22 protein-coding genes and 3 pseudogenes are annotated in these 25,317 nt (G+C 67.5%); 8 read left to right on the top strand and 17 right to left on the bottom strand.

Annotated features, from left to right (window positions below; all coding sequences use genetic code 11):
* Positions 1–7 precede the first annotated feature (7 nt).
* From A9X04_RS16405 to A9X04_RS16425, 5 genes are read right to left on the bottom strand one after another with little or no spacing between them, the layout of a single operon-like run.
* The gene (locus tag A9X04_RS16405) at positions 8–1,066 is read right to left on the bottom strand and encodes an acyl-CoA dehydrogenase family protein (RefSeq protein ID WP_067922390.1); all 1,059 of its coding nucleotides are present in this window, start codon (positions 1,064–1,066) and stop codon (positions 8–10) included.
* Between the two features lie 21 nt (positions 1,067–1,087).
* Positions 1,088–1,918, bottom strand: coding sequence for an amidohydrolase family protein (locus tag A9X04_RS16410; protein WP_067922393.1), 831 nt, complete (start codon positions 1,916–1,918; stop codon positions 1,088–1,090).
* Positions 1,911–3,566: an acyl-CoA synthetase gene (locus A9X04_RS16415; protein WP_067922396.1), complete on the bottom strand. Its 1,656-nt coding sequence runs from the start codon at positions 3,564–3,566 to the stop codon at positions 1,911–1,913. The genes A9X04_RS16410 and A9X04_RS16415 overlap by 8 nt, the downstream gene beginning before the upstream one ends.
* 9 nt (positions 3,567–3,575) lie before the next feature.
* Complete coding sequence (locus A9X04_RS16420) at positions 3,576–4,778, bottom strand: amidohydrolase family protein (protein WP_067922513.1); 1,203 nt, start codon at positions 4,776–4,778, stop codon at positions 3,576–3,578.
* 30 nt (positions 4,779–4,808) lie between these two features.
* Positions 4,809–5,651, bottom strand: coding sequence for an enoyl-CoA hydratase (locus A9X04_RS16425; protein ID WP_067922516.1), 843 nt, complete (start codon positions 5,649–5,651; stop codon positions 4,809–4,811).
* 292 nt (positions 5,652–5,943) lie between these two features.
* Here A9X04_RS16425 and A9X04_RS16430 point away from each other — a divergent pair, with 292 nt between their 5' ends.
* Positions 5,944–6,180, top strand: a complete 237-nt coding sequence (locus tag A9X04_RS16430) for a general stress protein CsbD (RefSeq protein ID WP_067922399.1) — start codon at positions 5,944–5,946, stop codon at positions 6,178–6,180.
* Positions 6,181–6,261: 81 nt separating this feature from the next.
* Here A9X04_RS16430 and A9X04_RS16435 read toward each other — a convergent pair whose 3' ends face one another.
* Complete coding sequence (locus A9X04_RS16435) at positions 6,262–7,269, bottom strand: dihydrodipicolinate synthase family protein (protein WP_067922401.1); 1,008 nt, start codon at positions 7,267–7,269, stop codon at positions 6,262–6,264.
* Between the two features lie 42 nt (positions 7,270–7,311).
* Complete coding sequence (locus tag A9X04_RS16440) at positions 7,312–8,109, bottom strand: SDR family NAD(P)-dependent oxidoreductase (RefSeq protein ID WP_067922404.1); 798 nt, start codon at positions 8,107–8,109, stop codon at positions 7,312–7,314.
* A gap of 221 nt (positions 8,110–8,330) precedes the next feature.
* Here A9X04_RS16440 and A9X04_RS16445 point away from each other — a divergent pair, with 221 nt between their 5' ends.
* Entirely contained in the window at positions 8,331–9,143 is an 813-nt protein-coding gene (locus A9X04_RS16445; RefSeq protein ID WP_067922407.1) for a TetR/AcrR family transcriptional regulator, read from the top strand.
* Positions 9,144–9,163: 20 nt separating this feature from the next.
* On the opposite strand, the pseudogene A9X04_RS29785 reads toward A9X04_RS16445, so the two are convergent.
* A pseudogene (locus A9X04_RS29785) lies at positions 9,164–9,370 on the bottom strand (enoyl-CoA hydratase/isomerase family protein); the annotation flags it as partial.
* Here A9X04_RS29785 and A9X04_RS30480 point away from each other — a divergent pair.
* The 3 genes and pseudogenes from A9X04_RS30480 to A9X04_RS16455 all read left to right on the top strand — a co-directional run.
* Positions 9,369–9,461, top strand: a pseudogene (locus A9X04_RS30480) (enoyl-CoA hydratase/isomerase family protein); the annotation flags it as partial. The pseudogenes A9X04_RS29785 and A9X04_RS30480 sit on opposite strands and share 2 nt — an antisense overlap.
* A pseudogene (locus tag A9X04_RS16450) lies at positions 9,431–10,009 on the top strand (class I adenylate-forming enzyme family protein); the annotation flags it as partial. The pseudogenes A9X04_RS30480 and A9X04_RS16450, both read left to right, overlap by 31 nt.
* Complete coding sequence (locus A9X04_RS16455) at positions 10,002–11,546, top strand: class I adenylate-forming enzyme family protein (RefSeq protein ID WP_067922410.1); 1,545 nt, start codon at positions 10,002–10,004, stop codon at positions 11,544–11,546. The pseudogene A9X04_RS16450 and the gene A9X04_RS16455, both read left to right, overlap by 8 nt.
* On the opposite strand, the gene A9X04_RS16460 is transcribed toward A9X04_RS16455, so the two are convergent.
* The 6 genes from A9X04_RS16460 to fabG all read right to left on the bottom strand — a co-directional run bounded on the left by A9X04_RS16460 (position 11,522) and on the right by fabG (position 17,092).
* A complete protein-coding gene (locus A9X04_RS16460; protein WP_067922413.1) occupies positions 11,522–11,884 on the bottom strand; it encodes a hypothetical protein in 363 nt (120 codons plus the stop codon). The two genes, A9X04_RS16455 and A9X04_RS16460, sit on opposite strands and share 25 nt — an antisense overlap.
* Before the next feature lie 72 nt (positions 11,885–11,956).
* Positions 11,957–12,649, bottom strand: coding sequence for a GntR family transcriptional regulator (locus A9X04_RS16465; RefSeq protein WP_067922416.1), 693 nt, complete (start codon positions 12,647–12,649; stop codon positions 11,957–11,959).
* A 2-nt stretch (positions 12,650–12,651) separates the two neighbouring features.
* The gene (locus A9X04_RS16470; RefSeq protein WP_067922419.1) at positions 12,652–13,845 is read right to left on the bottom strand and encodes an acyl-CoA dehydrogenase family protein; all 1,194 of its coding nucleotides are present in this window, start codon (positions 13,843–13,845) and stop codon (positions 12,652–12,654) included.
* 25 nt (positions 13,846–13,870) lie between these two features.
* A complete protein-coding gene (locus A9X04_RS16475; RefSeq protein WP_067922422.1) occupies positions 13,871–15,064 on the bottom strand; it encodes a CoA transferase in 1,194 nt (397 codons plus the stop codon).
* Positions 15,061–16,278: an acetyl-CoA C-acetyltransferase gene (locus A9X04_RS16480; RefSeq protein ID WP_067922519.1), complete on the bottom strand. Its 1,218-nt coding sequence runs from the start codon at positions 16,276–16,278 to the stop codon at positions 15,061–15,063. The genes A9X04_RS16475 and A9X04_RS16480 overlap by 4 nt, the downstream gene beginning before the upstream one ends.
* 10 nt (positions 16,279–16,288) lie before the next feature.
* Positions 16,289–17,092 (bottom strand): 3-oxoacyl-ACP reductase FabG, encoded by an 804-nt coding sequence (gene fabG / locus A9X04_RS16485; RefSeq protein ID WP_067922425.1) that lies wholly within the window; start codon positions 17,090–17,092, stop codon positions 16,289–16,291.
* A gap of 108 nt (positions 17,093–17,200) precedes the next feature.
* Here fabG and A9X04_RS16490 point away from each other — a divergent pair, with 108 nt between their 5' ends.
* Genes A9X04_RS16490 through A9X04_RS16500 form a run of 3 tightly spaced genes read left to right on the top strand, consistent with a single transcriptional unit; the run spans position 17,201 to position 19,701 of the window.
* Positions 17,201–18,373 carry an acyl-CoA dehydrogenase family protein gene (locus A9X04_RS16490; protein ID WP_067922428.1) on the top strand — a complete coding sequence of 391 codons (1,173 nt, stop codon included), beginning with the start codon at positions 17,201–17,203 and terminating at the stop codon, positions 18,371–18,373.
* 31 nt (positions 18,374–18,404) lie between these two features.
* Positions 18,405–19,226, top strand: coding sequence for a mycofactocin-coupled SDR family oxidoreductase (locus A9X04_RS16495; protein WP_067922432.1), 822 nt, complete (start codon positions 18,405–18,407; stop codon positions 19,224–19,226).
* A gap of 46 nt (positions 19,227–19,272) precedes the next feature.
* Positions 19,273–19,701, top strand: a complete 429-nt coding sequence (locus A9X04_RS16500) for a pyridoxamine 5'-phosphate oxidase family protein (protein ID WP_067922435.1) — start codon at positions 19,273–19,275, stop codon at positions 19,699–19,701.
* Between the two features lie 4 nt (positions 19,702–19,705).
* Here A9X04_RS16500 and A9X04_RS16505 read toward each other — a convergent pair whose 3' ends face one another.
* From A9X04_RS16505 to A9X04_RS16515, 3 genes are all read right to left on the bottom strand, one after another.
* Positions 19,706–20,782, bottom strand: a complete 1,077-nt coding sequence (locus tag A9X04_RS16505; protein ID WP_067922439.1) for a phosphotransferase family protein — start codon at positions 20,780–20,782, stop codon at positions 19,706–19,708.
* A gap of 88 nt (positions 20,783–20,870) precedes the next feature.
* Complete coding sequence (locus A9X04_RS16510) at positions 20,871–22,607, bottom strand: ABC transporter ATP-binding protein (protein ID WP_067922522.1); 1,737 nt, start codon at positions 22,605–22,607, stop codon at positions 20,871–20,873.
* Complete coding sequence (locus A9X04_RS16515; RefSeq protein ID WP_067922442.1) at positions 22,604–25,186, bottom strand: ABC transporter ATP-binding protein/permease; 2,583 nt, start codon at positions 25,184–25,186, stop codon at positions 22,604–22,606. Before A9X04_RS16515 ends, A9X04_RS16510 begins: the two co-directional genes overlap by 4 nt.
* Positions 25,187–25,317 lie beyond the last annotated feature (131 nt).

The following is a 25,317-nucleotide window of genomic DNA, read 5'->3' on the forward strand; positions in this document are numbered from 1 at the left end:
CCCCTTCCTACGCCGGCTGCGCCGCGCTCTCGCGGGCGGCCACGATCTCGGCCACCCGTTGGGACGTAGCCGCCGGATCGCCGCCAGCCAGTGGCCACCCGCGGGCGCGCACCAGATAGGCCGTCGCCGCGGCCTCGGCCGAGACCCCGAGGCCGCCTTGAATATGGACCGCCATGGTCGCCGCCCTCGCCGCCTCCTCGGCCATGAAAACGAAAGCGGAAGGCGCCAATTCGGGCCGCTCGCCGGGTTCATTGTCCAGGAACCAGGCGGCGCGGCGAGCCAGGTTGCGGCCACCCTGGACGGTGATGGCCATATTCGCCAGCGGGTGGGAGATGGCCTGCAGCGTGGAGATGGGCACACCCAGCGTGTATCGGGTCTTGGCGAACTCAGCGGCGATGGTCATGGTCTCCTCCACCAGCCCGACGAGCGCCGCCGCGGTCAGCAGCCGCCATTCGTCCAGCGCCAAAAGGTAACTCGCCAGTGCATCGGGCCCCTCGGCGATGACCTCGCGCGTGTCGGCCACCGCGGGGTCCACCCAGGCCATGGGCAGGCGGCCGATATTGTCGACCTTCGCCGGGCGGGTGCCGAAGGTCAGGCGCACGACTTCCTCGCCTTCGCGGACGACGACGTGGTCAGCGATCGACCCCGACGGAATCAACCGCGGGCCGCGCCCGGCGTCGATGCGCGGGTCCAGCGCGGCAAGCTGTTCCCCGTCCGCGATCCCGGCGGCAGCCTCGCCCAGCGCGCCGAGCCGCCCCAGCAGCCGTGCGGTGCAGACGTGGTCGATCCACGGAACCGGTGCCAGCGTCCGGCCGACCTCCTCGGCCACCAGGGTGAGGTCGACCAGGGTCGCGCCGTCACCGCCGCAGGACTCCGGCAACGCCATCGTGGTCGCGCCCATCCCACACAACCTCTCCCACAGGTTCTTGTCGAAACCCGACGGCTCTGCGGCACGGACGGTTTCGATGGAGCAGTGCGTCTTGAAGAACTGCTTATAGGCGTCCCGCAGGGCCACATGATCGTCGGACAGGCTGTAGTCCAGTCGGCGTAGTTCGAAGCGGTCCATCGTCAGTGCTCCCGTTCTCGGTCAGGCGCGGTCGCCGAAGAAAAAATCCTGCGCGTTGTTGTAAAGGTAGTTATCCAGCACGTCGGCCGGCAGATCAAGGGCACGGGCCTCGGGGATGACCCGCCGCATGGGCAACACCGGCCAGTCGGACGCGTAGATCACCTTGTTGCGACCGCGCGTGCGCATGTAGTGCAGCAGGCTCTCCGGCAGCCGCTTGGGCGACCACGCCGACGTCATGAGGCGCAGGTTCGGGTACTTCAGCAGCAAGCGAATCGCGACGTCCCACCACGGGTCGGCGCCGTGAATCATGCACAGCCGCAGTTCGGGGAATCGTAGGCACACGCGATCCAGGTGCATGGGATGCTGGACCTCGCCGGGTATGGGCGGCCCCGGGATGCCGGTGTTGATGCACAGCGGAAGGTCCAGTTCCGCACATTTGGCATAGAGCGGGTAGTACACGGCGTCGCTGGGCGGGTATTGGCCGTCGCCCCAAAAGCTCGGCCCCACTACGGCATACGCGACGGGCAGGTCGCCCGCGATCTCGGCGAGCTTGCGCAGCGACGGCACCGGGCGCAGCAGGTTGACCCCGCCCTCTGCCAAGGCGAATCGATCCGGTTTGGCTTCGGCGAATTTGCGCGCGGTGGTGGACGGGTTGGTGAGCGAGTCCATCAGGATCGCCTTGTGCACACCTTGTTCGTCCATCTCGGCGAGCAATTCGGAGAGATCGACCGGGGCGAACATCGACTCGGGGCCCTTGAAGTAGTCGTCCCTGACCTTGAGCATCCACGTCGGCTGAGATTCGGCTTCGCCGAAGTGGACGTTCACCAGGCAGTCAATCACTTTGTCATTCATGGCTTCCTTCGGCGTCGGACCCTACCAGCGCGCTCACCGGAAGGTGTTGAGTGGCTTGTTCTCTGGCCCATCGGTAGTTGGGCTTGCCGTTGCCGAGGCGTTCGATCTGCTCGACGAAGATGACGGCCTTCGGCGCCTTGAAATGCGCCAGTTGTGCCGTGCACGCGTGGTAGACGCCGTCCGGGGTGAGCCGGGCGCCGGGTTGCGTGGCGACGAGCGCGACGACCTCTTGACCCCACCGCTCGCTTGGTCGGCCGACGACCAGGGCATCGGCGACGCCCGGCTGAGCGCGCAGTACCTCTTCGACCTCTTCGACGAAAACCTTTTCGCCACCGGTGTTCACGACCAGCGAGTCGCGGCCCAGCAGGCGGATGGTGCCGTCCTTCTCCAGCGATGCCCGGTCGCCGGGTATCACCACCCGCCGGCCGTCGATCTCGGGGAAGGTCCGTTGCGTGGCCTCGGCGTCACCGAAATACCCGAGCGGGATGCGGCCTGTCCTGGCGGCCCAGCCGACTTCCCGCTCACCGGGCCGCAGAAATCGGCTGCGGTCGGCCGACACCACGCTGGCCCCCTCCCTGGGTTGGAAGGTTTCGCTGGCGGTCCCCCCGCGGCTGTGCCCGAACGCCATGTTGCCGCTCTCCGACGACCCATAGCCCTCGATGATGGTGATGTGTGGCAGGCATTCCATCAGTGCGCGTTTGTGTTTCGCGTTCGTCGCGGCGCCTCCGGTGCCGATCGCACGCAGCGAGGACAGGTCATAGGAACGCGCGCGCAGCTCGGCGATCAGTGGGCCGGCGTACGCGTCGCCCACCATGGTCATCATGCCCACCTTCTCGCGCTCCGCGGTTTCCCACACCGACCGGACGTCCAGCCTGTTGCGGTCGTCGTAAAGCACTACGGGCAGGCCGGCGCAGAGCGCGGAGAACGCGGTCCACATGCCGGCGGCGTGCATGAGCGGGGAGACGGCGAACCACGGCTGGCCGCCCGCGGCGACCTTGTCGTGAATCTCCGTGACGCTGGCATGATCGGCCCCGACCATCGACGACACGTACATGTCGCTCTGTCGCCACAGCACGCCCTTCGGACGCCCCGTCGTCCCGCCGGTGCACATCATGATGAGATCGTCCGGAGATCCGGTCTCCTCGCGATCGGGGCCGACGGACGCCAGGGCGTCGTCGAGCGAGATCGCCTTCGGCAGTTGGGGAACCGTACTGCCGTCATCGATGGAGATCAGCAACTCGGTACCGATCGGCGGCAGGACGTCGGCGAACCGGGCGCCGAGGGAGCGGTGGTAGATGATCCCCCGTGGGCGGACGTAGTCGAGCAGGTCGCGGATTTCCCGGGGCGAGTAGTGGTGGTTCACGTTGACCGGGACGGTGCGCGCCTTCAGGCAGCCGACGACCATGTCCGGGTACAGGTCGTTGTACATCAGCAACGCGATGCGGTCCTGTCCACATTCCCAGCGCTGCAGCGCGTCACGGGTCGCGTAGACGCCGAAACCCCTGCCTTCGAGGTAGTTCGCCAACCGGTTGGTGCGGACCGCGGAGTCGGCGAAGGTGCTCTTGCGGTCGCCGCAGACGGTCATCAGCCGGTCCGGCACGGCGTCGGCGATGGCGTCCAGAACCGCGCCCACAGTCCATTCACTCATGGTGGGGCGCTAAACGGCCGACGGGACCGGAACGCCGAGCAGGTCGAGAGCATTGTCGCGCATCACTTTTCGGACATCGGCTTCGCCGAAGCCGTTGAGTTCCCCGGCGAACGACACCGGCGTCTCGAGGCCTTCGCCGTGCGGCCAGTCGGACCCGAACAGGATCTTGTCGATGCCGATGACGTTGGCCAGCTCTTGCAAATCGTCCTCGTAGTAGGGGGCGATCCACACATTGTTGCGCAATTGCTCCACCGGGTCCTCGGGGAAATGCCGCGGGTAGTTGTTGGCGACCTTCTTCAGCCGCTTGATCAGCCGATGCACGAAATAGGAGCCGTTTTCGATGCTGACCGCCCTGAGCCCGGGGTGGCGGGTGAACACACCGTGCACGATCATCGAGGCCATCGTGTCGTGGATGGCGCGGTCGTCGAGGAGAACCTGATCCAGTGGGTCCTTTTCCCCGAACCCCTCGAAGGTCGCCTTGCCGCCCCACTGCACGGCGATGTGCAGATAGCCGCTGTCGCTGAGGTGGAAGCCGACCGGCACCCCCGCCTCGGCGAGCCGGGCCCACACCGGGTCGTGGCTGGGATCGCCCAGCGATCTCGGCTTCACCACACCGGGCACCGGCGCGGGCCGCACCAGCACCAGCTTGGCGCCGCGCGCCAGCACGAACTCGACCTCTTCGAGCGCCTTGGCCGGGTCTGCCAGCGAAATGATGGGCGCGGCGATGATGCGGTGATCGGGCCGGTCGAAGCCCCAATCCTCGTCGAGCCACAGGTTGAACGCGTGCAGCGAGGCCATCGTGGCCTCGATGTCTCCCTTGAGCGCCTCCTCGACGCCGCACGCGAAAGTCGGCAGCATGAACACCGTTTCGACGTCCTGGGTCTCCATCACCGCGACCCGCGCGTCGCGGTTCTGGTACTCGGGGTGGCTGGCCAGCCGCTCGACCTTCATCAGCGAGGCGGGGTCGACGCCGTCGGGGATTTCGCCGCGGAACAACAGGTCCAGGCAGCCCGGCACGATGATCGGGTCAAAGGTCGGGTTGGGGATGAAGTGGTTGACCCGATCCCCGATCACGGCCCAGGTGCGCTTGCCGTCGTTGAGCATCTGCACGCCTCGCCGCTTGAACTTCTTGTCCAGGTGGCGGGTGAAGGCGTCCAGTGGTTCGTAGTAGTGGTTGTCGACGTCAATCGCCTTATAACCCAAGCTGGTCATGATCATCCTTTCCGGCATCACCGGCGAACACTAAGCGTCGGTCGGGTCGAGCGAAGGGAATCGGGGGGGCCGCTTCTCCAGAAAGCTGGTGATGCCTTCGATGACGTCCGGCCGCGGCATCGCCTCGTGCAGCAGCACCTCGGCACGCGCGGTGGCGTCCACGACATCGCGAGTGGCGTCACCGTATACCTGCCGCTTGATCACTTCCATGGACGCCGGCGAGCAGTTGCGTGCGATGTCCTCCGCGTATTCCAGCGCGCGGTTCATCAGATCCTCGGGCGCGACCACGTCCTTGACGAGGCCGAGGTCGGCCGCCTCCTCGGCGAGGAAGGTGCGGCCGCTCAACAGCAGATCCAGGGCGACGCCCCAGGTTGTCAGTCGCGGCAGTATCCAGGAGATGCCGAACTCGGCGATCAGTCCGCGGCGGGCGAAGACCGCGGCGAACTTGGCCCCGGCGGCCGCGAACCGCACGTCACACATGAGCGCCTGGGTCAGGCCGATGCCGACGCAGGCGCCGTTGATGGCGGCCACGACGGGCTTGCGCAGCGTGGTCACGAAATGCGGCGGCCGTTCCCCGACCAACTCGGCGAGGTTGGTCTGACTCGCCTTCTCCATCGTGTCGCCGTAACTCGGTGCGGAATTCGGCGTGCCCAGATACGCGCCGGCGCAGAATCCTTTGCCCCGGCCGGTCAGCACGACCACCCGGATGGCCGGGTCCTGTTCGGCGCGGTCGATCGCCGAGTAAAAGCCCGCGGCAATGTCCGGCCCCCAGGCGTTCAGGCGTTCAGGACGGTTGAAGGTCAGAATCGCCACGCCGCTGCCGGTGGACTCGTAGAGCACTGCGGCCTCGGAAGCGTCGTCCCCGCCGGACATCTCCCCCGCCACCTCCTCACGACCGCTACCCGATCCCGCGACGATTTGTACGCATACTGTATACCTATCGGTACCGTTTTCCACAACCGCCTTCGGGTGCCCACGAACCCCGGCCGAACAGGGGATTTCGGCTTGCTGAACCTCACCCCTGACCGCCGTCGACGGGGCTACTCATGACCAGGAGTGGCACGGATATCCCGGGTGTGGCGAGCACCACGCGCCGATCGCGTTTCCTCCTGGCGGCGAAAAGGGAAAGCCAACACAGATACCCACTACCGGGAGGGGAAACGCAATGGTTGACATCAAGAGCGGTCCGGTCGAGCTGATCCAGGGCATCGTCGAAGCCGTCTTCGGCAAGGCCAAGGAAATCGTGGGCACGATCATCGGCCGCAACGATCTGGTCAACGAGGGCCAGGCGCAGCAGGACAAGGCCGACGCGCAGCGCAGCGCGGCGAAGAAGGAAGCCGCGGCCGAGAAGGCCCGCGGCAAGGCCAAGGCCGCGGAGGCGCGCGAGCAGGCCGAACAGTAGACGGTTAGGCACAGGCCCGGTCACCTCGGTGGCCGGGCTCTGCTGTGTATCCCGATGTGGCGCAGCGGTTTTGGCCGCCGATTAGGCCTCGATGAGTCCAAGCCGGCGGTATGCGTTCTCGATCTGCGACTTGGCCTCCGTCGGCAACTCCGCCTGCGGTGGCCGGGAATGCGGATACGCGCCTATCGGCAAGCCGAGAAGCGAGGCGGCGTACTTGAACGCGCCACCCCAGTGAGTGAAGTAATCGGCCCGTCCCGGATAGCACGTCCACCAGGATCCGACGTCGAGGTCGAATTGGTCCAGGCCCGACTCGCGGCCGAAGTCCATCGCCTCGAGCAGCTTGTCGCTTTGTACCAAATCCCAGTATTCCGAGAACAATCGCCGCCGCGGCGTCTCGAACAGATAGCCCGCGGTGCCCAGTTGCGCCGGACAGACGATCCCGTCGCGCAGCCAACCGGCGCGATACACCGTCTTGTCACACTCCCAGAGCACCAGGCCGGGCGCCAGCTGGTGGAGCATCCGGCTGCTGGCCGGCCTGAAGGCGCCCTCCTTGGTCGCGCACACGGCGGGCACCTCATCGTAGATCCGCGCGCTTTCGGCGGCGGTCAGCACGTAGCCGGACGACGGCGAGTTGAACATGCCCAAGGCGATGTCGGTGCGCGAGGCGATGTATTTGAAGAATCGCAGAACGCCCTCGCCGCCATGCACTTCCATCATCGGCGTTTGGATGTAGACGATGTCGGCGCCGGCTTCCTGGGCGTGCAACGTCAACTCCAGACAGTCCTTCGCGGCGATGGCGGCCGTGCAGGCTTGCACGACGACGTCGGGATTGACGGCACGCCCTTCCTCAATCGCTACCTCTAACAAGCGTTTTCGCTCATCGATGGTCAGCGACCAGAACTCCGAGAGACCGCTGGTGCACCACAACATCGGGTGCCCAAGGTCGCCGACGCAGTAACGGACCAGCGTCCGATAGGCCTCCCAGTCGATGTCGTCGCCGTCCGGCCCGCAGAACGGGGTGTAGAGCGAGTCACCGATTCCGCGCAATGCGCCGCGCGCCCAGGCGCGGGCCTCGCTTGCCGTCGCCACTTTCGACTCCTTCTTTCGGCCGAGCTTTTCCGTTCCGGGCGGTCAGGTGAAGTCCGAACCACCGTCGACGTTGATGTTGGCCCCCGTCATGTAGGAGTTGCGCCGCGACGCGAGGAATGCGGCCACCGGCCCGATTTCCTCCGGCAGCCCCGCCCGTGGCATGTGGGCCGGATGGCCGAAGTGCTTGTCGATGGCGTCCATCAACGCGTAAAGATCGCCGCCGTCGACGCCCACCGATTTCGCCCAACCGACGAGCGACTCGGACGCGATGCTGCCGGGCGACACCACGTTGACCAAGATCTCGTCCTTGGCCAAGAACAGAGACAGATTCTTGGACACGCTGGTCAGCATCGACTTGGCCGCCGTGTAGGCGGGCAGCATGACGCTCTGCCGCTGGGTCGAGTGGGCCGAGAAGTTGACGATCCGCGCCCATTGCGCCTTGCGCAGCAGCGGAAGTGCCGCGCGGACACAGCGCACCATGCCCATCACCCCGTCTTCGACGGCCTGGCGCCATTGCTCGTCGGCCAAATCGTCGAACGTGCCCGCCGCTCCCGGCCCGACCGTATTGACAAGGGCATTGAGTTCTCCGCCCCATCGCCGGCCGAGCTCGGCGAACGCCTCGTCGACCTGACCGGGATCGGCAATGTCCGCGACGAGCCCGACGGCGTCGGGGCTGCCGCGCCCCGTCAACTCCGCCGCGGCGCAGTCGAGCGCGTCACGACTGCGGCCGATCACCGCGACCCGGGCACCTTCGTCGGCGAGGCAGCGGGCCGTGGCCAAACCCATGCCGCGACTACCGCCGACTACCACCGTTGCGGCATCCGCCAGCCCTAAATCCATGGCAATTCCCGTGGCTCATCGGATGACTGGGTGAATGGCTTGCGCCCGGTCATGTTCGCCCGCCCGGCCTATCGTTACCAAAACGCCTACGATAGGTATTACAGTAGCAGATGAAAAGTGCACGAAAGCCGGGTTGACGGACATCGTCGAGCGGCGACACGGCTAAGCTTGCGCAGGTGAGTCGGTACGGCTCTTGGACCGCATGCACATGATACAGCGTGATGGAGGTGCCCGTAGTGGCAAAGCAGGCTACCGCCGATAGGCGTCAACGCCGCGAACGCGGATCCATCAATCCCGATGACATCATCAGTGGCGCATTCGAACTCGCGGAGCAGGTATCGATCGACAACTTGAGCATGCCGCTGCTTGGCAAACATCTGGGCGTCGGCGTCACGAGCATCTACTGGTACTTCCGCAAGAAGGATGACCTGCTCAACGCGATGACCGACCGCGCATTGAGCAAGTATCGGTTCGCCACCCCCTACGTCGAGGCCAGCGACTGGCGCGAGACATTGGCCAACCACGCGCGCCTGATGCGTAAAACGTTCATGGGTAACCCAATTCTGTGCGACCTGATTCTGATCCGCGCCGCGCTCAGCCCGAAGGCGGCACGGCTGGGTGCCGAGGAGATGGAGAAGGCCATCGCCAACCTGGTCGAAGCCGGGCTGTCGCCGGAGGACGCCTTCGACACCTACTCGGCGGTTTCGGTGCACGTCCGCGGCTCGGTGGTGCTGCAGCGGCTTTACGAGAAGAACCAATCCTCCCATGAGGGTGCGCGTGCCATCGAGGACGCCGTCGCCATCGACCCCGAGAAGACTCCCCTGCTGGCCCAAGTCAGCCGCATCGGGCACCGGATCGGCGCACCCGACGAAACCAACTTCGAGTACGGACTCGGCTGCATCCTGGATCACGCCGGCCGGTTGATCGAAGAAGGCAAGGGGCGGAAAGGCGGCAAGGCCGCGCCGTCACGGCCACGCAAGGCGGCCAAGTCGCCCGCGTCACGCGCACGCACCAAGGCCCCGGCCGCGCGCTAGCCGGATACCGAATAGGGTTACTACACTTCGGGTTCCGGCACGTCGAAGTGTTCGTCACGGAGCCGGAACGCTTCCTTGGTCCCATGCTGTGCGCGGGCCTTGACGAAGTTGAACTCTCCTGGCCCGAATTGCAGGTTGGTGCCGAAGGCGTGGAAGAGATAGCTCGCGACTTCCTCACCCTGATATGCCTGGCTCTGCTCGACGAGGCGGAAAGCCGCCTTGGCGATGTCGCGCGTGCTGCCCCGCTCCATTGCCCTGCGGATGGCCTTGATGGGCAAGCACGAGCGGATGAGCGCGGGGCGCGCCTACGAAACCGGCGCGGGTCATTCGGCAAGCCGGCACCCGGTTTCGACACCAGGATCATCGGCGCCGAAACGGGAGAACCGGTGACCGCAGGCGACGCCGGCGAACTGTGCATCCGCGGACCGTTTGTGATGCAACGCTATTACGGACGCAGTCGCGAGGAGTGCTTCGATGCCGACGGCTGGTTCCACAGCGGCGATCTGGTGCGGGTGGACGCGGACGGATTCTTCTACTACCTCGGCCGGCTCGGCACGATGATCAAGACGGCGGGAGCCAATGTCTCGGCGGTCGAGGTCGAACGGGCTATCGCCAGCGTCACCGGCGGGCTGGCAGCGCACGTCATAGGCGTTCCCGATGCCCGGCGGGGCCAGCTGGTCGCGGCGGTCGTGGTGGTGCCGGACGGTGCTGCCTTCGACCCGGCGGCGTTGCGCGACCGGCTCAAGGCGGAGCTGTCGGCATACAAGATCCCCCGGCGCTTTGTGGCCGTCTCACGCTCGGAGCTTCCGTTGCTCTCCAGTGGCAAGGTCGACACCCGAGGACTGAGGGAGCTCTTCGGTGCCTGACACCGTCGACCGACTGGTACGGCTGCGCTCCGACCACGACGGCGACAAGCCGATGGTGATCGACCCTACGTCGCGGGTCAGTTATCGCGAACTCGACTCCACTACACGAGAATTGGCCGCGGTGTTCGTCGAAGCCGGTGTGGGCAAAGGCACGCGGGTGGGATTGATCATGCCCAACAGCACCCGCTGGGTGCAGATCGCTGTCGCCTTGACCCGCGTCGGGGCCGTGCTGGTTCCGCTGAGCACCCTGCTGACGGCGCGGGAGCTGGCCGCCCAACTGCGGGCCGCCGCGGTGCAACTGCTGGTCGGCGTCGAGGAATTCCGCGGGCACCGATATCTGGACGACCTCGCGCCGCGGACCCAACTTCCCGCCCTGCGTCAGGTCTGGACGGCCGACCGGCTCGCCGACGCGACCGCCGGCCTTCGAGCCCGCCGACTGGTCGACGCCCTGACGGAAAGGGTCAACGCCGCCGACCCGTTGGTCATCATGTTCACCTCCGGCAGCAGTGGGCCGCCCAAGGGAGTCATGCACTCTCACGGCAGCGCGCTCGGCGCGACCCGGTCGAGCCTGGGCGCGCGATGCATCACCCCCGACACCCGTCTGTATCTCCCGATGCCATTCTTCTGGGTGGGTGGCTTCGGCAGCGGAATCCTGTCCGCGCTGCTAGCCGGCGCCACCCTGGTGACCGAGGAGATTCCCCGGCCCGAGACGACACTGCGACTGCTGGAAGCCGAGCGGGTGACGTTGTTCCGCGGCTGGCCCGACCAAGCCGAGACGCTCGCCCGCCACGCCGCCACCGCCGGCGCCGACCTATCGGCCCTGCGACCCGGAAGCCTGCAGGCCGTGCTCCCGCCCGAACAGCGGGCCCAACCCGGCGCCCGCGCCACGCTGTTCGGCATGACCGAGGCGTTCGGTCCGTACTGCGGCTATCCTGCCGACACCGGTATGCCGGCGACTGCGTGGGGCAGCTGCGGAAAACCATTCCCCGGCATGGAAGTTCGCATCGTCGACCCCGACAGCGGCGATCCCGTCCCGGGCGGAACGGTCGGCATGATCCAGATTCGGGGACCGCACACACTGCGCGGCATCTGCGGCCGCGGCCGAGAGGACGTGTTCACCGTCGACGGCTTCTACCCCACCGGCGACCTGGGCCGCCTCGACGAGGAGGGGTTCCTGTTCTACCACGGACGCTGCGACGACATGTTCAAGGTGAGCGGCGCCACCGTCTATCCCGGTGAGGTCGAACAGGCGCTGCGCACCATCGACGGCGTCCGTGGCGCCTTCGTCACCAACGTGCCCACAACGGCGGGCCAACGGGTCGGTGCGGCCGTGGTGTCCGACGGACCGTTGACGGCCGACCAGCTGAGTCGGCACGCGCGAAACCTGCTGAGCGCCTTCAAGGTACCGACGGTGTGGCTACCGCTGACATGCGACGACGACGTCCCGCGAGGCGGCACCGGCAAGGTCGACCTACCTCGACTGCGGGAGATGCTGAGCGACGCGAATCGGGATCAGGAGACCCGGGTCCAGGGTTGACAGTTCTGCGACTCGAACGCCTTGACCGAGGTGTTGATGTTCGCGTACATCGGACCGATCGAGGTATTCGTCTGTAGCACATGGTCCTTGTTCGCATCGGGCGTGCTGTAGGTGAACCACGAGCACATCGACTCCTGTGTCGGCACGTTGTTGATCCAGACACCGAAGACCGATCCCGACCCACCCGTGTGGTAGAGGCCCGGCGCGATGTCGACACCCACGACGAAGACACCGTTGCCGGGAATCGGGTCGAGCATGTCGGCGACGGCCGGCGGCGCCAGGGCGATAGCTGTCACAGTCGCCACGAATACGGCCGATGCGCGAATCGTTCGGGGCACTTGTCCTCGCTCTGTGTCGTTTGGCCCCCTTGAGATGGCAGCCTATGCCGAGGCAGGCGCGCAGGACAACGGTTAGCCCGACGGCGGACGGCTCCCCTCGTCGACGACGCCGCGCGCGGTCAGGTGGTCGATCAACGGAACGGCGCCCGCGGCCAGGTGTTGCGCCATCGCCGCGCGTGCGAGGTTCTCGTCGCGCTTTTTCAGCGCGGACAAGATGCGGCGGTGGTCCCTCATCGACTGTTCGGGCCAGCCTTGGATGGCGGGAAACACCGATTCCGGTGCGTAGCGGGTGATCTGGGACATCAGCTGGGCGAGTTTGGGCGAGTCCGCGGCGACGTTGATGGCCCGGTGGAATTGGTGGTTGAGGCGCACCGTGCGCTCGTCGTCGTCGCCGGCGTAGGCGTCTTCGAGCTCCGCCTGGATTTGTTTGAGTTCGCGCAGTTGGTCGTCGCTGATGTTGGTCGCGGCCCGCGCCGCGAGTTCGCCGCCGACGTGTGCCTGCACGTTCGCGACGTCGGTGACGTCGCGACCTGTCACCGGCAACACCATGAAACCCCGTCGCGGCTGTTGGGCGATCAAGCCCTCCGCGCGCAGGGCAAACAGCGCTTCCCGCACCGGTGTGACGCTGATTCCCAACTCGGCGGCCAATTGGTCCAAACGGACGTAGGACCCCGCGACGTAGGTGCCATCGAAGATCCGCTGGCGGATCAAGCGCGCGACGTCGTCGGAAAGCTGCGGTCGCGCCGCGAAATCCGGAACCGTCATCGCTACACCTGATACTCGGCGAGCAGCCGCTTGCTGATGATGGACTTCTGGATCTCGCTGGTTCCCTCGCCGATGAGCAGGAACGGCGCGTCACGCATCAGCCGCTCGATCTCGTATTCCTTGGAATAGCCGTAGCCGCCGTGGATCCGGAAGCTCTGCTGAGTGACTTCGGTGCAGTATTCGCTGGCCAGGTACTTCGCCATCCCGGCGGCCACGTCGTTGCGCTCGCCCGAGTCCTTCAGCCGCGCTGCGTTGACCATCATCAGATGTGCCGCTTCGATTTTGGTGGCCATCTCGGCCAGCTGGAATGCGATGGCCTGATGCTCGGCGATGGGCTTGCCGAAGGTGTGGCGCTGCTGGGCGTAGCGGACGGCGAGCTCGAAGGCGCGGATGCCGACACCGCACGCCCGGGCCGACACGTTGACCCTGCCGACTTCGATCCCGTCCATCATCTGGAAGAAGCCCTGCCCGGGGGTACCGCCCAGAACGTCATCGGCGCTGGCCCGGTAGCCGTCGAAGATGAGCTCGGTGGTGTCGATCCCCTTGTAACCCAGCTTGTCGATCTTGCCCGGTATGACCAGGCCGGGCACGACTTCGCCGAAGCCCGTCGGCTTCTCGACCAGGAACGCCGTCAGGTTTCGGTGCGGCTTGTCCGCGCCTTCGTCGGTGCGGACCAGCACCGCGATCAGCGTCGAGCTTCCACCGTTGGTCAGCCACATCTTTTGCCCGTCGATGGTGTAGCCGCCGTCGGGCTGGCGCCGGGCCCGCGTCCGGATCGCGGCGACATCGGAGCCCAGCTCGGGCTCCGACATCGAGAAGGAGCCTCGCGTCTCGCCGGTCGCCATCCGCGGCAGGAACCGCTGCTGCTGCGCATCGGTGCCGTGCTGGCGCAGCATGTAGGCCACGATGAAATGGGTGTTGAGCACCCCGGACACACTCATCCAGCCGCGCGCCAGCTCCTCGACGCACAGCGCGTATGTCAGCAGCGACTCCCCCAGGCCGCCATACTCCTGGGGAATCATCAGCCCGAACAGGCCCATGTCGCGCATCCGGTCGACGATGTCCTGTGGGTAGGTGTCGTCGCGCTCCAGCTCGGCGGCGTTCGGGATGACTTCCTTTTCGACGAATTGCCTTACGGTGTCGATGATTTCGGTCTGGAATTCGGTCAGGCCGAGGGTCTGGGCGAGTTTGGTCATGCGTCGTCTTTCCTTTTCGGCTTGCTCAGCAAGCGATTGTCTTCGCGTCCGTCAGGCGGTCGATGTCGCCGGGCGTCAAGCCCAGGCGCCGCTGCAGGACCTCGGCGGTGTCTTGACCCAGGGCGGGCGCCGGTGCGCCGGCGGGGTGGGCGCCGTCGAACGCAACCGGCAGGCCGGGGGCGAAGTACTCCCCCAGGCCCTCCTGACGCAATCGGGAGAAGAGCGGGTTCCCGGTCACCTTCGGGCCCGCCGCGACCTCGGCGAAGGTGCGATACCGCTCGAACAACACCGTGGTTGCCGACAGAGCGGCGATGATCTCCTCGGCGGTGTGGTCGGCGAACCAGGTGGCGAACAGCCCGGACAGCACGTCGCGATAGCGGTAGCGGTCACCCTCGGATTCGAAGTCGACGCCCAACGCGTCGACGAGCGCGTCCACCGCGGCGCCGGTGCCCGTCACGCCGACGAGGTCGCGAAAGTGCCTGCGGGTCAAGGTGACAACCATGAACCTGGCACCGTTACGGCTGGCGAAGTCCTGGCCGTACTGGCCGTAGATGGCGTTGCCCAGTCGCTGGCGTTGGGAGCCGGTGACCTGCGGCTCGGTCAACAGTCCCAGGTTTCCGGCGGTGGCCAGCGCGACATCCTCGAGCGCCAGGCTGATCCGCGTGCCCGCACCGGACTCGTCACGGCGGCGGAGTGCGGTGACGACGGCCAGCGCGGCGTACAAGCCGCAGCAGACATCCCAGGCCGGCAACACGTGGTTGATCGGGCCGGCATGATCGGCCGGGCCGGTGACGAGCGGGAAACCGATGCCGGCGTTGACCGTGTAGTCGACCCCGGTCGACCCGTCGCCACGCCCGAGCAGCTGCACGTGGATGACGTCGGGGCGCCCGTCTGCCAGGGCCTGGTAGCTGAGCCACGGCAAGCCGGCGGCGTTGGTCACCACCACACCGTCCCCCTCGACGATGAGCCGCCGGACCAGGTCTTGTCCTTCCGAGGAACGCAAATCGATGGTGGCCGAGCGCTTTCCCTTGTTCAGCCCCGTCCAGTAGATCGACGTACCGTCCTCCGCCAGCGGCCACCGCTGCACGTCGGAAGCGCCACCGATCGGGTCGATCCGAATCACCTCGGCACCAAGCTGACTCAACGTCATGCCGCACAGAGGGGCGGCGACGAAGCTGGACACCTCGACGACGGTGAGACCACTCAGGGGCCCGGTCACTTCGGGGCGACCCGCTCGAACACCGCGGCGAGACCCTGGCCGCCGCCGATGCACATGGTCTCCAACCCGTAGCGGGCCTCACGCCGGGTGAGCTCGCGGGCCAGGGTGGCCAGCATCCGCCCGCCCGTCGCGCCGACCGGGTGGCCCAGCGAGATGCCCGATCCGTGCACATTGGTCCGCTCGTGGTCGGCGGCGCCGAAATTCCATTCCCGCATCACGGCGAGCGCTTGGGCGGCGAAGGCTTCGTTGAGTTCGATGACGTCGATGTCGGACAGCCGCAGGCCCGCCTTGCCGAGCGCCGCCTCGGTCGCGGGCACGGGCCCGATGCCCATGACGTGGGGCGCCACCCCCGCCAGCCCCCATGACACCAGGCGCACCAACGGCGTCAGACCGTATTCGTCCGCCTTCTCGGGCGTGGTCACCACGCACATCGACGCCGCGTCATTCTGACCGCTGGCGTTGCCGGCGGTGACCGTCGCCTCGGGATCCTCGTTCAGCAGAACGGGTTTGAGTTTGCCCAGCGACTCCACCGAGGCGTCGGCGCGCGGATGCTCGTCGGTGTCGATCAGCTCCTCGCCCTGGCGGGTGCGCACCGCCACCGGGATGATCTCCTCCGCCAGGATGCCGTCCTTCTGGGCGGCCACCGCCCGCTGGTGCGACCGCACGGCGAGCTCGTCCTGCTCCAGACGCGAGATGCCGTACTGGCGGCGCAAATTCTCGGCCGTCTCCAGCATGCCGCCGGGCACGGGGTGGTGGCGCCCGCCGGCGGTGGTGCGCCCCCGCGCGAGCGCGTCATACACGCGGACACCGGTTCTCCCACCGCCCCAACGCATGTCGGTGGAATAGAAGGCGACGTTGCTCATGCTCTCGCAGCCGCCGGCGACGACGAGATCGTGATCGCCGTTGCCCACCTGCAGGCAGGCCTGGATGACCGCCTGCAGACCCGACCCGCAGCGGCGGTCGACCTGCATTCCGGGAACCGTCACGGGCAGGCCGGCGTCCAGGGCCACCACCCGTCCGATCGCCGGCGCCTCGCTGTTGGGATAGCAGTGGCCGAGGACGACGTCGTGCACCGCCTCGGGCGCGATGCCGGTTCGTTCGAGCAGGCCGTTCAGGGCGGTGACGCCCAGGTCGACGGCGGTCAGCGATTTGAATATGCCACCGTAGCGGCCGATCGGGGTCCGTACCGGTTCACAAATGACCGTCTCGCGCATCATCCCTCGCTCAGATGTGCCGGCCGCCCGTGACTTCCATCACGGTGCCGGTCATGTATGAGGACAGATCGGAGGCCAGGAACAGAGCGACGCCGGCGACCTCGCTGGGTTCACCGGCGCGGCCCATGGGGATCTCGGCCACCTTCTGGTCCCAGATGCGTTGTGGCATGGCCTCCGTCATGGCCGACCGGATCAACCCGGGGGCGATCGCGTTCACCCGGATTCCCAGGTAGGCAAGCTCTTTGGCCGCGGCTTTGGTCATGCCGACGATCCCGGCTTTGGCCGCCGAGTAATTGGTCTGGCCCACCATGCCGACCTTGCCCGAGACGGACGACATGTTCACGATGGCGCCGCGCTTGTTCTCCCGCATGACGGCCGCGGCCAGCCGGGTTCCGTTCCACGTGCCCTTCAGGTGCACGTCGATGACCTGATCGAACTGCTCTTCGGTCATCTTGCGCATGGTCGCGTCGCGGGTGATCCCGGCGTTGTTGACCATGATGTCAAGGCCGCCGAAACTCTCGACCGCGGTCGAGATGAGGGCTTCGACCTCTGCGGCCCGGGTGACATCACACTGTTTCGCCAACGCGACATCGCTGCCGCCCAGCTGCGCAGCGGCGGCTTCGGTCGCCCCAACGTTCAGGTCGCCGAGCACGACGCGGGCACCCTCGGCAACGAATCGCTGCGCAATGGCGAAACCCAGGCCTTGTGCACCGCCCGTGATGACCGCGGTTCGACCGTCCAGCAACGACACCTGATTCCCGCCTCCCTGTGCTTCCCGCCGGGGACGCCCCGACCGTCGAATATCATATTTCATATAGGATCTGCTCCGATGCCGGGTTCACACCCGGCCGCTGAGCTGGCCGGCCGACCGCGGCTGAGCGACTCGCTACCAACGAGATGTCGAACAGGGAGCGACCCGCCTATGACCACCGCAGAACGACCCGAGGTCTCCGACGACGACTTTCGGGAGATCCTCGCCCAGACCCGGCACTTCGTCCGCACCGCGGTCGTCCCGCGCGAACAGGAGATCCTGACCGAGGACCGGGTGCCCGACGATCTGCGCGACCAGGCCAAGAAGATGGGCCTGTTCGGGTACGCGATCCCCCAGCAGTGGGGTGGCCTCGGGCTGAACCTGATGCAAGACGTCGAGCTGGCCATGGAATTGGGCTACACCTCGCTGGCACTGCGATCGATGTTCGGCACCAACAACGGCATCGCCGGGCAGGTGCTGGTCGGCTTCGGCACCGACGAGCAGAAGGCCCGCTGGCTGGAGTCGATGGCGTCCGGCGACGTCGTCGCCTCCTTCGCCTTGACCGAACCCGGCGCCGGTTCCAACCCGGCCGGCCTGCGAACGAAAGCCGTTCGCGACGAGGATGATTGGGTGATCTCCGGGCAGAAGCGCTTCATCACCAATGCGCCCGTCGCCGATCTGTTCGTGGTGTTCGCGCGCACCCGGCCCGCGGATGACCAGGGACCCGGAATCGCGGTGTTCCTGGTCCCGGCAGTGTCGCCGGGCGTCGAAGTCGGCGCCAAGGACGCCAAGATGGGTCAGGAGGGCGCGTGGACCGCGGACGTCACCTTCAACGATGTCCGCGTCGAGGGCGGCGCTCTCATCGGCGGAAGCGAGGACATCGGCTATCGGGCGGCGATGACCTCACTGGCCCGCGGCCGGGTCCACATCGCCGCCCTCGCGGTGGGCGCCGCTCAGCGCGCGCTCGACGAATCGGTCTCCTACGCCGCCACCGCGACGCAGGGCGGCACGCCGATCGGGCACTTTCAGTTGGTGCAGGCGATGATCGCCGACCAGCAAACGGGGGTGCTGGCCGGCCGCGCGCTGGTCCGCGAAGCCGCCCGCCTCTGGGTCTCGGGCGAAGACCGCAGGGTCGCGCCGTCGGCGGCCAAACTGTTCTGCACCGAAATGGCCGGCAACGTCGCCGATCTCGCGGTGCAGATCCACGGCGGCAGCGGCTACATGCACGGCGTCCCGGTCGAGCGCATCTACCGCGACGTGCGACTGCTGCGGCTGTACGAGGGCACCAGCGAGATTCAGCGATTGATCATCGGGTCCAATCTCATCAAGGCGGCACAGCGTTGACGGGGTGGCCGAACCCAGTAAAGGAGCAGCTATGAGCGGAAAGCTTGCAGGCAGAGTCGCATTCATCACCGGAGCGGCGCGCGGGCAGGGCCGGGCGCACGCGGTTCGCCTCGCGCGCGAGGGGGCCGACATCATCGCCGTCGACATCGCCGGCAAGCTCCCGTCCTGCGTCCCCTACGATCCGGCGACTCCCGACGACCTGGCCGAGACCGTTCGCCTGGTTGAGGAAACGAACCGTCGGATCATCGCCTCGGTGGTGGACACGCGGGATTTCGACGCGCTTCGCCGGGCCGTCGAGGACGGCGTCGCCGCGTTCGGGCGGCTGGACATCATCGTCGCCAACGCCGGCGTCGCGGCTCCGCAGGCCTGGAACGACATCACGCCGGAGAACTTCCGCGATGTCATGGACATCAACGTCACCGGCACCTGGAACACCGTGATGGCCGGCGCGGACAAGATCATCGAGGGCGGGCGGGGCGGATCCATCATCCTGATCAGCTCCGCGGCCGGCATGAAGATGCAGCCGTTCATGATTCACTACACCGCCAGCAAGCACGCCGTCACCGGGATGGCGCGGGCTTTCGCGGCCGAGCTGGGCAAGCATTCGATCCGGGTGAACAGCGTTCATCCCGGGCCGGTGAACACTCCGATGGGGACGGGCGACATGGTCGCGGCCGTGGCCAACACGATGGAGACCAACCCGCAGCTGTCGCACGTGCTCACGCCGTTCCTGCCGGACTGGGTTGCCGAGCCCGAGGAGATCGCCGACACCGTGTGCTGGCTGGCCAGCGACGAATCCCGCAAGGTCACCGCGGCCAGGATCCCCGTCGACCAGGGGTCGACGCAGTACTGATCGGCAGCTCGGGAATAGATTCGCGGCATCGGCGCTTGCAGGCCACATGAAAGCCTTCACCGAGAGCGAACGTCAGGAGTTCTTGGCCGCCACGCACGTGGCGGTGTTGTCCGTCGACGCCGCCGACGGCCGGCCGCCGGCCAGTGTGCCCATCTGGTACGACTACACCCCCGGTGGGGACATCCGGATCATGACCGGGGCGGCCAGCCGCAAGGCCCGACTGATCGATCGGGCCGGCAAGGTGACGCTGGTGGTCCAGCGCGAGGAGGTGCCGTACCAGTACGTGGTGGTCGAGGGCACCATTGTCGACACCGCCAAGCCCGCACCGGCCGACGTTCAGGAGGCCGTCGCCATCCGCTACCTCGGCGAGGAGGGCGGGCGGGCGTTCATCCGCAGCATGGAGGGTGTGGAAGAGGTCATGTACACCATCCGCCCGGACCGCTGGACGAGCGCGGACTTCACCGGCGACCTCTGAGGCGTCAGCCGATCAGCTCCAGCGTCCCCAGCTCGCGGATCGCCTGACAGCCGCGGCCGAGCATGGCCAGCACCATGTCGTCGCCGCGCTCGGTCGCGGCGGCGAACGCGAACCCCAGCGCCGAAATCAGCGGTGCCTGCAGTACCCCGAGTCGATAATCACGCCAACACGTTTCGGCGTCGTAACCGGTGACACCGCCCACCGTCAGAGCGCGATGGTAGTCGGCGACCAGCTGTTCTTCGATGCTCGCGCGCAGTTGGGGGCTGAGACTGGTCGCGGTGAAGTAGGCGAGGTCCCTGGCCGGCAATCCGACGCCGAGCGTCTGCCAGTCGACCACGCTGACCCGGGTTAGGTCCGGATCGAACAGCAGGTTGTCCAAACGATAGTCGCCGTGCAGCAGCGCGAACCGGTCGTATTCGGAAAGCAGCCACGGCGTGATCAATCCCATTGCGGTGCTGAAGGTATCGCGATCTTGAGCGCTCATCCGATCGCCCAACTTGTCCAGCGTGATGTCAGCACTCATCTTCGCCACCTCGCCCATGCCGCCCGCGCCCGCTTCATCCGGCCTGCCGAACGCGACGCCCGCGAAATCCAGCCAGACCGGATCGCACCAGCTGGGCGCGTGCAGGCCGGCCAGGGCGGTAACCGCGAGGCGCGCTTCTCGCTCCCCGCACCCCGCGAGCTGATCGCCCTGGACCGCGGGGGCCTGATCGGCGAGCAGCAACGCGAATTCCATGGCATCCTCGGTGATCTCGGAGTAGAAGCAGCGCGGCGTCGGCACCTGCACCCGGTCCGCGACAGACGAGTAGAACGCGCATTCGCTGCGATATCCGATGACCACCCGGTCGCGCACCGTGTCGTCCTGCGCCGGCAGCTTGATGACGAACGTGTGCGGCAGGTCGCCGGGATCCGTCGCGTATCGCGCGGAGACCCGGTAGGTTGCGCCGGTCTGCCCGGTGCCGATGGCGACCACGTCGACGTCGGCAACCTGCACGGATGTGCCACGCTGACTGAGCGCGGCCGACAACCACTCCGGTGTCACGTCGCCGGGATACCGCGGAATCGACACCACAGCACTCATGAAACAGCACGCCTCCTGTTCCCGGACAGCCCCGTCCGACTGACAAACTGTAAGGCATACCGCAAGAGCCGCGGTCGGCAACAGTGGGCTAGTCGGCGAGAATCCGCCATTCGGCGGCCTCGCGCTGCCGGCGCCAGAACTCATCGAAACGCCCACCCGCCGCGAGTAATTCGGCCACCGTTCCATCCTCGATCACCCGGCCCTCGTCGAGGAACAGGACGCGGTCGGCGTGGCCGATACTGGCCAAGCGGTGCGCGACGATCACCTGGGTGCGCGACCGCGGGTCGAGCGTCAGCGCATCGACCACCGCGGCCTCGTTTTCGGTGTCCAACGCGCTGGTCGCCTCGTCGACCAACAATATCGGCGCCGGCTTGAGCAGCGCCCGCGCGATGCTGACCCGTTGGCGTTCACCGCCGGACAGCGCCGAGCCGGCCTCGCCGACCACCGTGGCAGCGCCCTCGGGCAGTCGCGCAATGAGTTCGTCGACGCGGGCCAGCGCCACGGCCCGGGCGAACTGCTCCTCGCCGGCGCCCGGATCGCCGGCCAACACGTTGTCACGGATCGACCCGTGAAAAAGGTACGGATGCTGAAACACGACAGCGCTCGCCGCCCGCCGCGAGTCGGCGTCCAGCGACACCGCGTCGACGCCGTCGATCAAGACGCGGCCGCGACCGGGTTCGTGCAGGCCGGCGATCAGGCCCAGGATGGTGCTCTTGCCCGATCCCGACGGCCCGACGATCGCCGTCGTGCTGCCCGGCTCCAAGGTGAAGCTCACCCCGTCGAGCACCGGCGCGGTCGCGCCGTCATAGCTGAACGTGACGTCGTCGAACTCGATGCGGGGCGCCGCGGCGCTGGGCAACGTGGCGGTCCCGGCGTTCATCAGCGGCGACGTGAGGACGGCGCGAATGCGGCCGAGCGTCGCGCGGGTGCTCTCCAACGCCGGTGCCAGCTCGCTGATCGCGGTGAACGGCTCCAGGTAGCGCACGATCACCACGATGAGGGCGATCGCTTCGGGGACGGTGACGGTCCTGTCCACGGTCATCACCGCGGTCGCCCCGGCCAGCAGGATCAGCGACAGCTGGCTGGCGAGGCTGAACAGCAGCTGGCCGGGAACCTGCATGGACAGCAACCGCATGGTCGCCCCGTGCTGCGCGGCCAGCGCGTCGCCGACCAGACTGCGCGCCGGCTCGACCCGTCGCGCTGCCCGCAACGCCTGCTGGGTGCGGGCGAATTCGATGATCCGTTCGGTGAGCACGCTGTTGGCCTCGTCGGCCGCGGCATCCGCGCGCCTGGCCAGCCGCGCCGACGCCCACAGCGCACCCAGCAGCAGCGGTACACCGCCCAGCGCGGCCAGCCCGAGCTGCCAGGAGATCGGGAGCAAAGCCAGCCCGATGGCCGCGGGCAGCAGGATGGCGGAGGTCAACGGCGTCAGCAGGTTGACGACGAGACCGACCAGTTCCGGCCCGGTGGCGGCGATCGCCTGCCGCGCGGTCGCGGTGCGCTCGGCGGTGAACCACTCCAACCGCACCCGGGGCAACCGGTCCGCCACGTCGTGCTGGCTGTGATCGAGCACGGCAAAACCGAGTTCGAAGCCGATGCGCGCTGTCGCGGTGTCGATGACCCAGCCGATCACGGTGGCGGCGGTGAGCCACCCCAACCACACCAGTGCGCGCTCCGGGGCGTCGCCGAACAGGGCGCCCACCAGTGGCACCAGCAATACGGTCGCCGTTGCGCGTACCGCCACGGAGGCCAGTGCGAGCGCGGTGTAGGTGATCACCCGGGCGCGGCGATCCGCCGGAACCAGGCCCAACCACGTGCGGATCATCGCGCCCCCTCCCGGGCCGTCGCGACCACCCGATCCCGCCGGCCGCCGTCCCACAGCCGTCGGTAGCGGCCGTCGGCGGCCAGCAGCTCGTCGTGCGTGCCTCGTTCGGCGATCCGCCCGTGGTCGAGCACGACGATCTGGTCGGCGCCGGTGATGGTGTGCAATCGATGGGCGATCACCAACACGGTGCGGTCCTGGGCTAGCCGGTTGAGGGCTTGCTGGACAAGGTATTCCGACTCCGGATCGGCGAACGCGGTGGCCTCGTCGAGGATCAGCACCGGGGTGTCCGCCAGGATCGCGCGAGCGATGGTGAGCCGCTGCCGTTCACCGCCCGACAGTCCGGTGCCCGCTCCGAGCACGGTGTCGTAGCCGTCCGGCAATCGCATGATCCGGTCGTGGATCTGCGCCTGGCGCGCGGCCTCCTCGATTTGCGCCGCGGTGGCGTCCGGGACGGCCAGGGCGATGTTGTCCGCGACGGTGCCGTGCACCAGCTGGGTTTCCTGCAGGACGAACCCCACCTTCGTGTAGAGCTCATCAGCGGTCATCGACCGGATGTCCTGTCCGCCAATGCGTATGGCGCCGCTCTCGACGTCATGGAAGCGGGCGAGCAGGGCGGCCAGCGTCGACTTGCCGGACCCGGACGGCCCGACGAGTGCGGTGACCGTGCCCGGGCGCAGCGTCAGCGAGACCCCCCGTATCACCGGGACACCCGGTCGATAGCCGAAGCTGACGTCGTCGAACACCACCGTCGCCGACGGATCTGCGGACCCGTCCGGCTGACGCAGCGCCAGCTCGGGCTCGTCGAGCGTGTTCTGCAGGCGCCGGGCGGCCAGCATGCCCGCGCTGATGCCACCCATCCCGTAGGCGATGCCGAGCAGCCGCGCGCCGAACGTGGTGCCCAGCAACAGGAATGGCAGAAGGTTCATCGGGTTCATCCGCCCCGTGATGGTGAGCAGCGTGCCCGTGAGGGCGATGAGCCACAGGAAGGTCGAGGGGCGGGTGACCAGGTCCATGAGCGTCTTCTTGCCGGCCAGTGGGCGTTGCCACGAGACCAGGAATTCGACGTAGGAGTCCAGGAGGCGCCGGAAGCCGGATGCGGCCGCGCCACCGAAGACGCGGATCACCGGCTGGCCCTCCAGGTAGGCGCCGGCCTCCCCGCTCATCTTCTCGGCCCAGCGCTGTGATTGCGCGATGCGCGGGCCCGACTGGATCGTGAGCGACGAGGTCAACGCCAGGTACACGACGACGGGCAGGAACAGCACGAGCGCGACGCGCCAGTCGACGACGAACAGGTAGATCAGCACCGCCACGGGCGCGATGATCGCCGCGACGGCATCGGGGATGGCGTGCGTGACCAGATAGTGCAGCGACAGCGAGTCGTCCTGCAGCAGCTGCTTGATCGAGCCCGATCCGCGCGCGGTGAACCAACCCAGCGGCAGGCGAGAGAGCTTGCGCAGCAACCGCGAACGCAGGTGCGCGGCGAACCGCGCGTCGACGACGTGCAGCCACAGCGTGAGCGCCGCACCGAGCACGGTGCCCGTTCCCAGCAGGGCGACGGCCGCGATCCCGACGTCCCAGAGGCGTGCCGCGGGCGCCCCCGCCACCAGCAGCCGGGCCAGCTCGACCAGCAACACGAACGGCGCCAGCTGCACCACCGTGATGACGGCCTGCAACACACCGGAGAGGATCAACGCCCAGCGCAGCGGCCCCAGCAATCGGCCGGCGCCCTGGGCACGCCACCTGCCGCGCGCCGCCGAAACGGGTGCACGGTCGACTGGCTCTGGCGCCGAAACCCGCTCGCGCACAGGGTCATCCGCGAGCCCCGTCTCGTTGCCGCGGTGGGTGCCCATCGCACGCCCGGCGCTCCAGTACGCCTGGGCGTGTACCTCGGACTTGGGAAAGCCGAATTCATCGCGCAGCCGCGTCCGGACGTGCTTGAGGACGGTCGCCTCGGGCGTGGCCCAGGCGTACCAGTTGGACCAGTCCCGGTTCTCGATCGCCGCCGCAAGCGATGTCTCGTCACGCCGGGGCACCCAGTGCACGCGCAGCCGCGGGTGCCGCGCGACCGGGATCAGGACGTCATTCTCGTCGTGCTGCTCGAGATACATCTCGATCGGCACGTCGTCGGGGACGACTCCGATGATCCCGTTCATGCCCGGGATCGACGCCGAATCGCCGATCAGCAGATAGCCGGACGGCTGCTCGTCGGGCACATCGAAACGCGACGAGCCCATCAGCGCCATGACGGCGATCGTGGCGCCGGGCTGGACGGTGCGCGCCCACTTGGACGCCGGGCCGGCGGGCTCGTGCAGCACGATGTCGACGGCGAAGCGGCCGCCGGGGACGTCCGCCTCCGAGATCGTGTAGGCGCGCTGGAACTCGGTGCTGGATCCGTCCGGGTCTGGGAACCAGAACCGCAGCCACGCGGCGGGTTCGGCATCCACGTCTTCGAACAATGTCGGTGACATCATCCGCACCCGCACGAAATGTGGTGCGATCGGGACGGTTTCGAGCACCGTTGCGGTGTGGTCGCGAGCACCGAAGCTCCGCAACATCACACCCTGGAACCCGCGTGCCATCAGCGGTCCTTCCCCGCGGCACGCAGGGCCGCGACGACTTCACCGAGAGAACGGCCCGGCGGACCCTCCGCTGGATAAGTTACCGCAAAACTAAGGGTTGCCTTACCAAAGGTCAAACCAGGGTCGGCGGC

The sequence above is a fragment of the Mycobacterium sp. E3247 genome (assembly GCF_001667785.1).
Lineage (GTDB): Bacteria > Actinomycetota > Actinomycetes > Mycobacteriales > Mycobacteriaceae > Mycobacterium.

Coding starts and splice junctions, on each gene's coding strand:
- A9X04_RS16410 (WP_067922393.1), bottom strand. CDS start 1,918: ATGAATGACAAAGTGATTGACTGCCTGGTGAACGTCCACTTCGGCGAA.
- A9X04_RS16495 (WP_067922432.1), top strand. CDS start 18,405: ATGAGCGGAAAGCTTGCAGGCAGAGTCGCATTCATCACCGGAGCGGCG.
- A9X04_RS16405 (WP_067922390.1), bottom strand. CDS start 1,066: ATGGACCGCTTCGAACTACGCCGACTGGACTACAGCCTGTCCGACGAT.
- A9X04_RS16430 (WP_067922399.1), top strand. CDS start 5,944: ATGGTTGACATCAAGAGCGGTCCGGTCGAGCTGATCCAGGGCATCGTC.
- A9X04_RS16490 (WP_067922428.1), top strand. CDS start 17,201: ATGACCACCGCAGAACGACCCGAGGTCTCCGACGACGACTTTCGGGAG.
- A9X04_RS16480 (WP_067922519.1), bottom strand. CDS start 16,278: ATGCGCGAGACGGTCATTTGTGAACCGGTACGGACCCCGATCGGCCGC.
- A9X04_RS16515 (WP_067922442.1), bottom strand. CDS start 25,186: ATGGCACGCGGGTTCCAGGGTGTGATGTTGCGGAGCTTCGGTGCTCGC.
- A9X04_RS16505 (WP_067922439.1), bottom strand. CDS start 20,782: ATGAGTGCTGTGGTGTCGATTCCGCGGTATCCCGGCGACGTGACACCG.
- A9X04_RS16470 (WP_067922419.1), bottom strand. CDS start 13,845: ATGACCAAACTCGCCCAGACCCTCGGCCTGACCGAATTCCAGACCGAA.
- A9X04_RS16420 (WP_067922513.1), bottom strand. CDS start 4,778: ATGACCAGCTTGGGTTATAAGGCGATTGACGTCGACAACCACTACTAC.
- A9X04_RS16425 (WP_067922516.1), bottom strand. CDS start 5,651: ATGTCCGGCGGGGACGACGCTTCCGAGGCCGCAGTGCTCTACGAGTCC.
- A9X04_RS16510 (WP_067922522.1), bottom strand. CDS start 22,607: ATGATCCGCACGTGGTTGGGCCTGGTTCCGGCGGATCGCCGCGCCCGG.
- A9X04_RS16415 (WP_067922396.1), bottom strand. CDS start 3,566: ATGAGTGAATGGACTGTGGGCGCGGTTCTGGACGCCATCGCCGACGCC.
- A9X04_RS16445 (WP_067922407.1), top strand. CDS start 8,331: ATGGAGGTGCCCGTAGTGGCAAAGCAGGCTACCGCCGATAGGCGTCAA.
- fabG (WP_067922425.1), bottom strand. CDS start 17,092: ATGAAATATGATATTCGACGGTCGGGGCGTCCCCGGCGGGAAGCACAG.
- A9X04_RS16465 (WP_067922416.1), bottom strand. CDS start 12,649: ATGACGGTTCCGGATTTCGCGGCGCGACCGCAGCTTTCCGACGACGTC.
- A9X04_RS16500 (WP_067922435.1), top strand. CDS start 19,273: ATGAAAGCCTTCACCGAGAGCGAACGTCAGGAGTTCTTGGCCGCCACG.
- A9X04_RS16440 (WP_067922404.1), bottom strand. CDS start 8,109: ATGGATTTAGGGCTGGCGGATGCCGCAACGGTGGTAGTCGGCGGTAGT.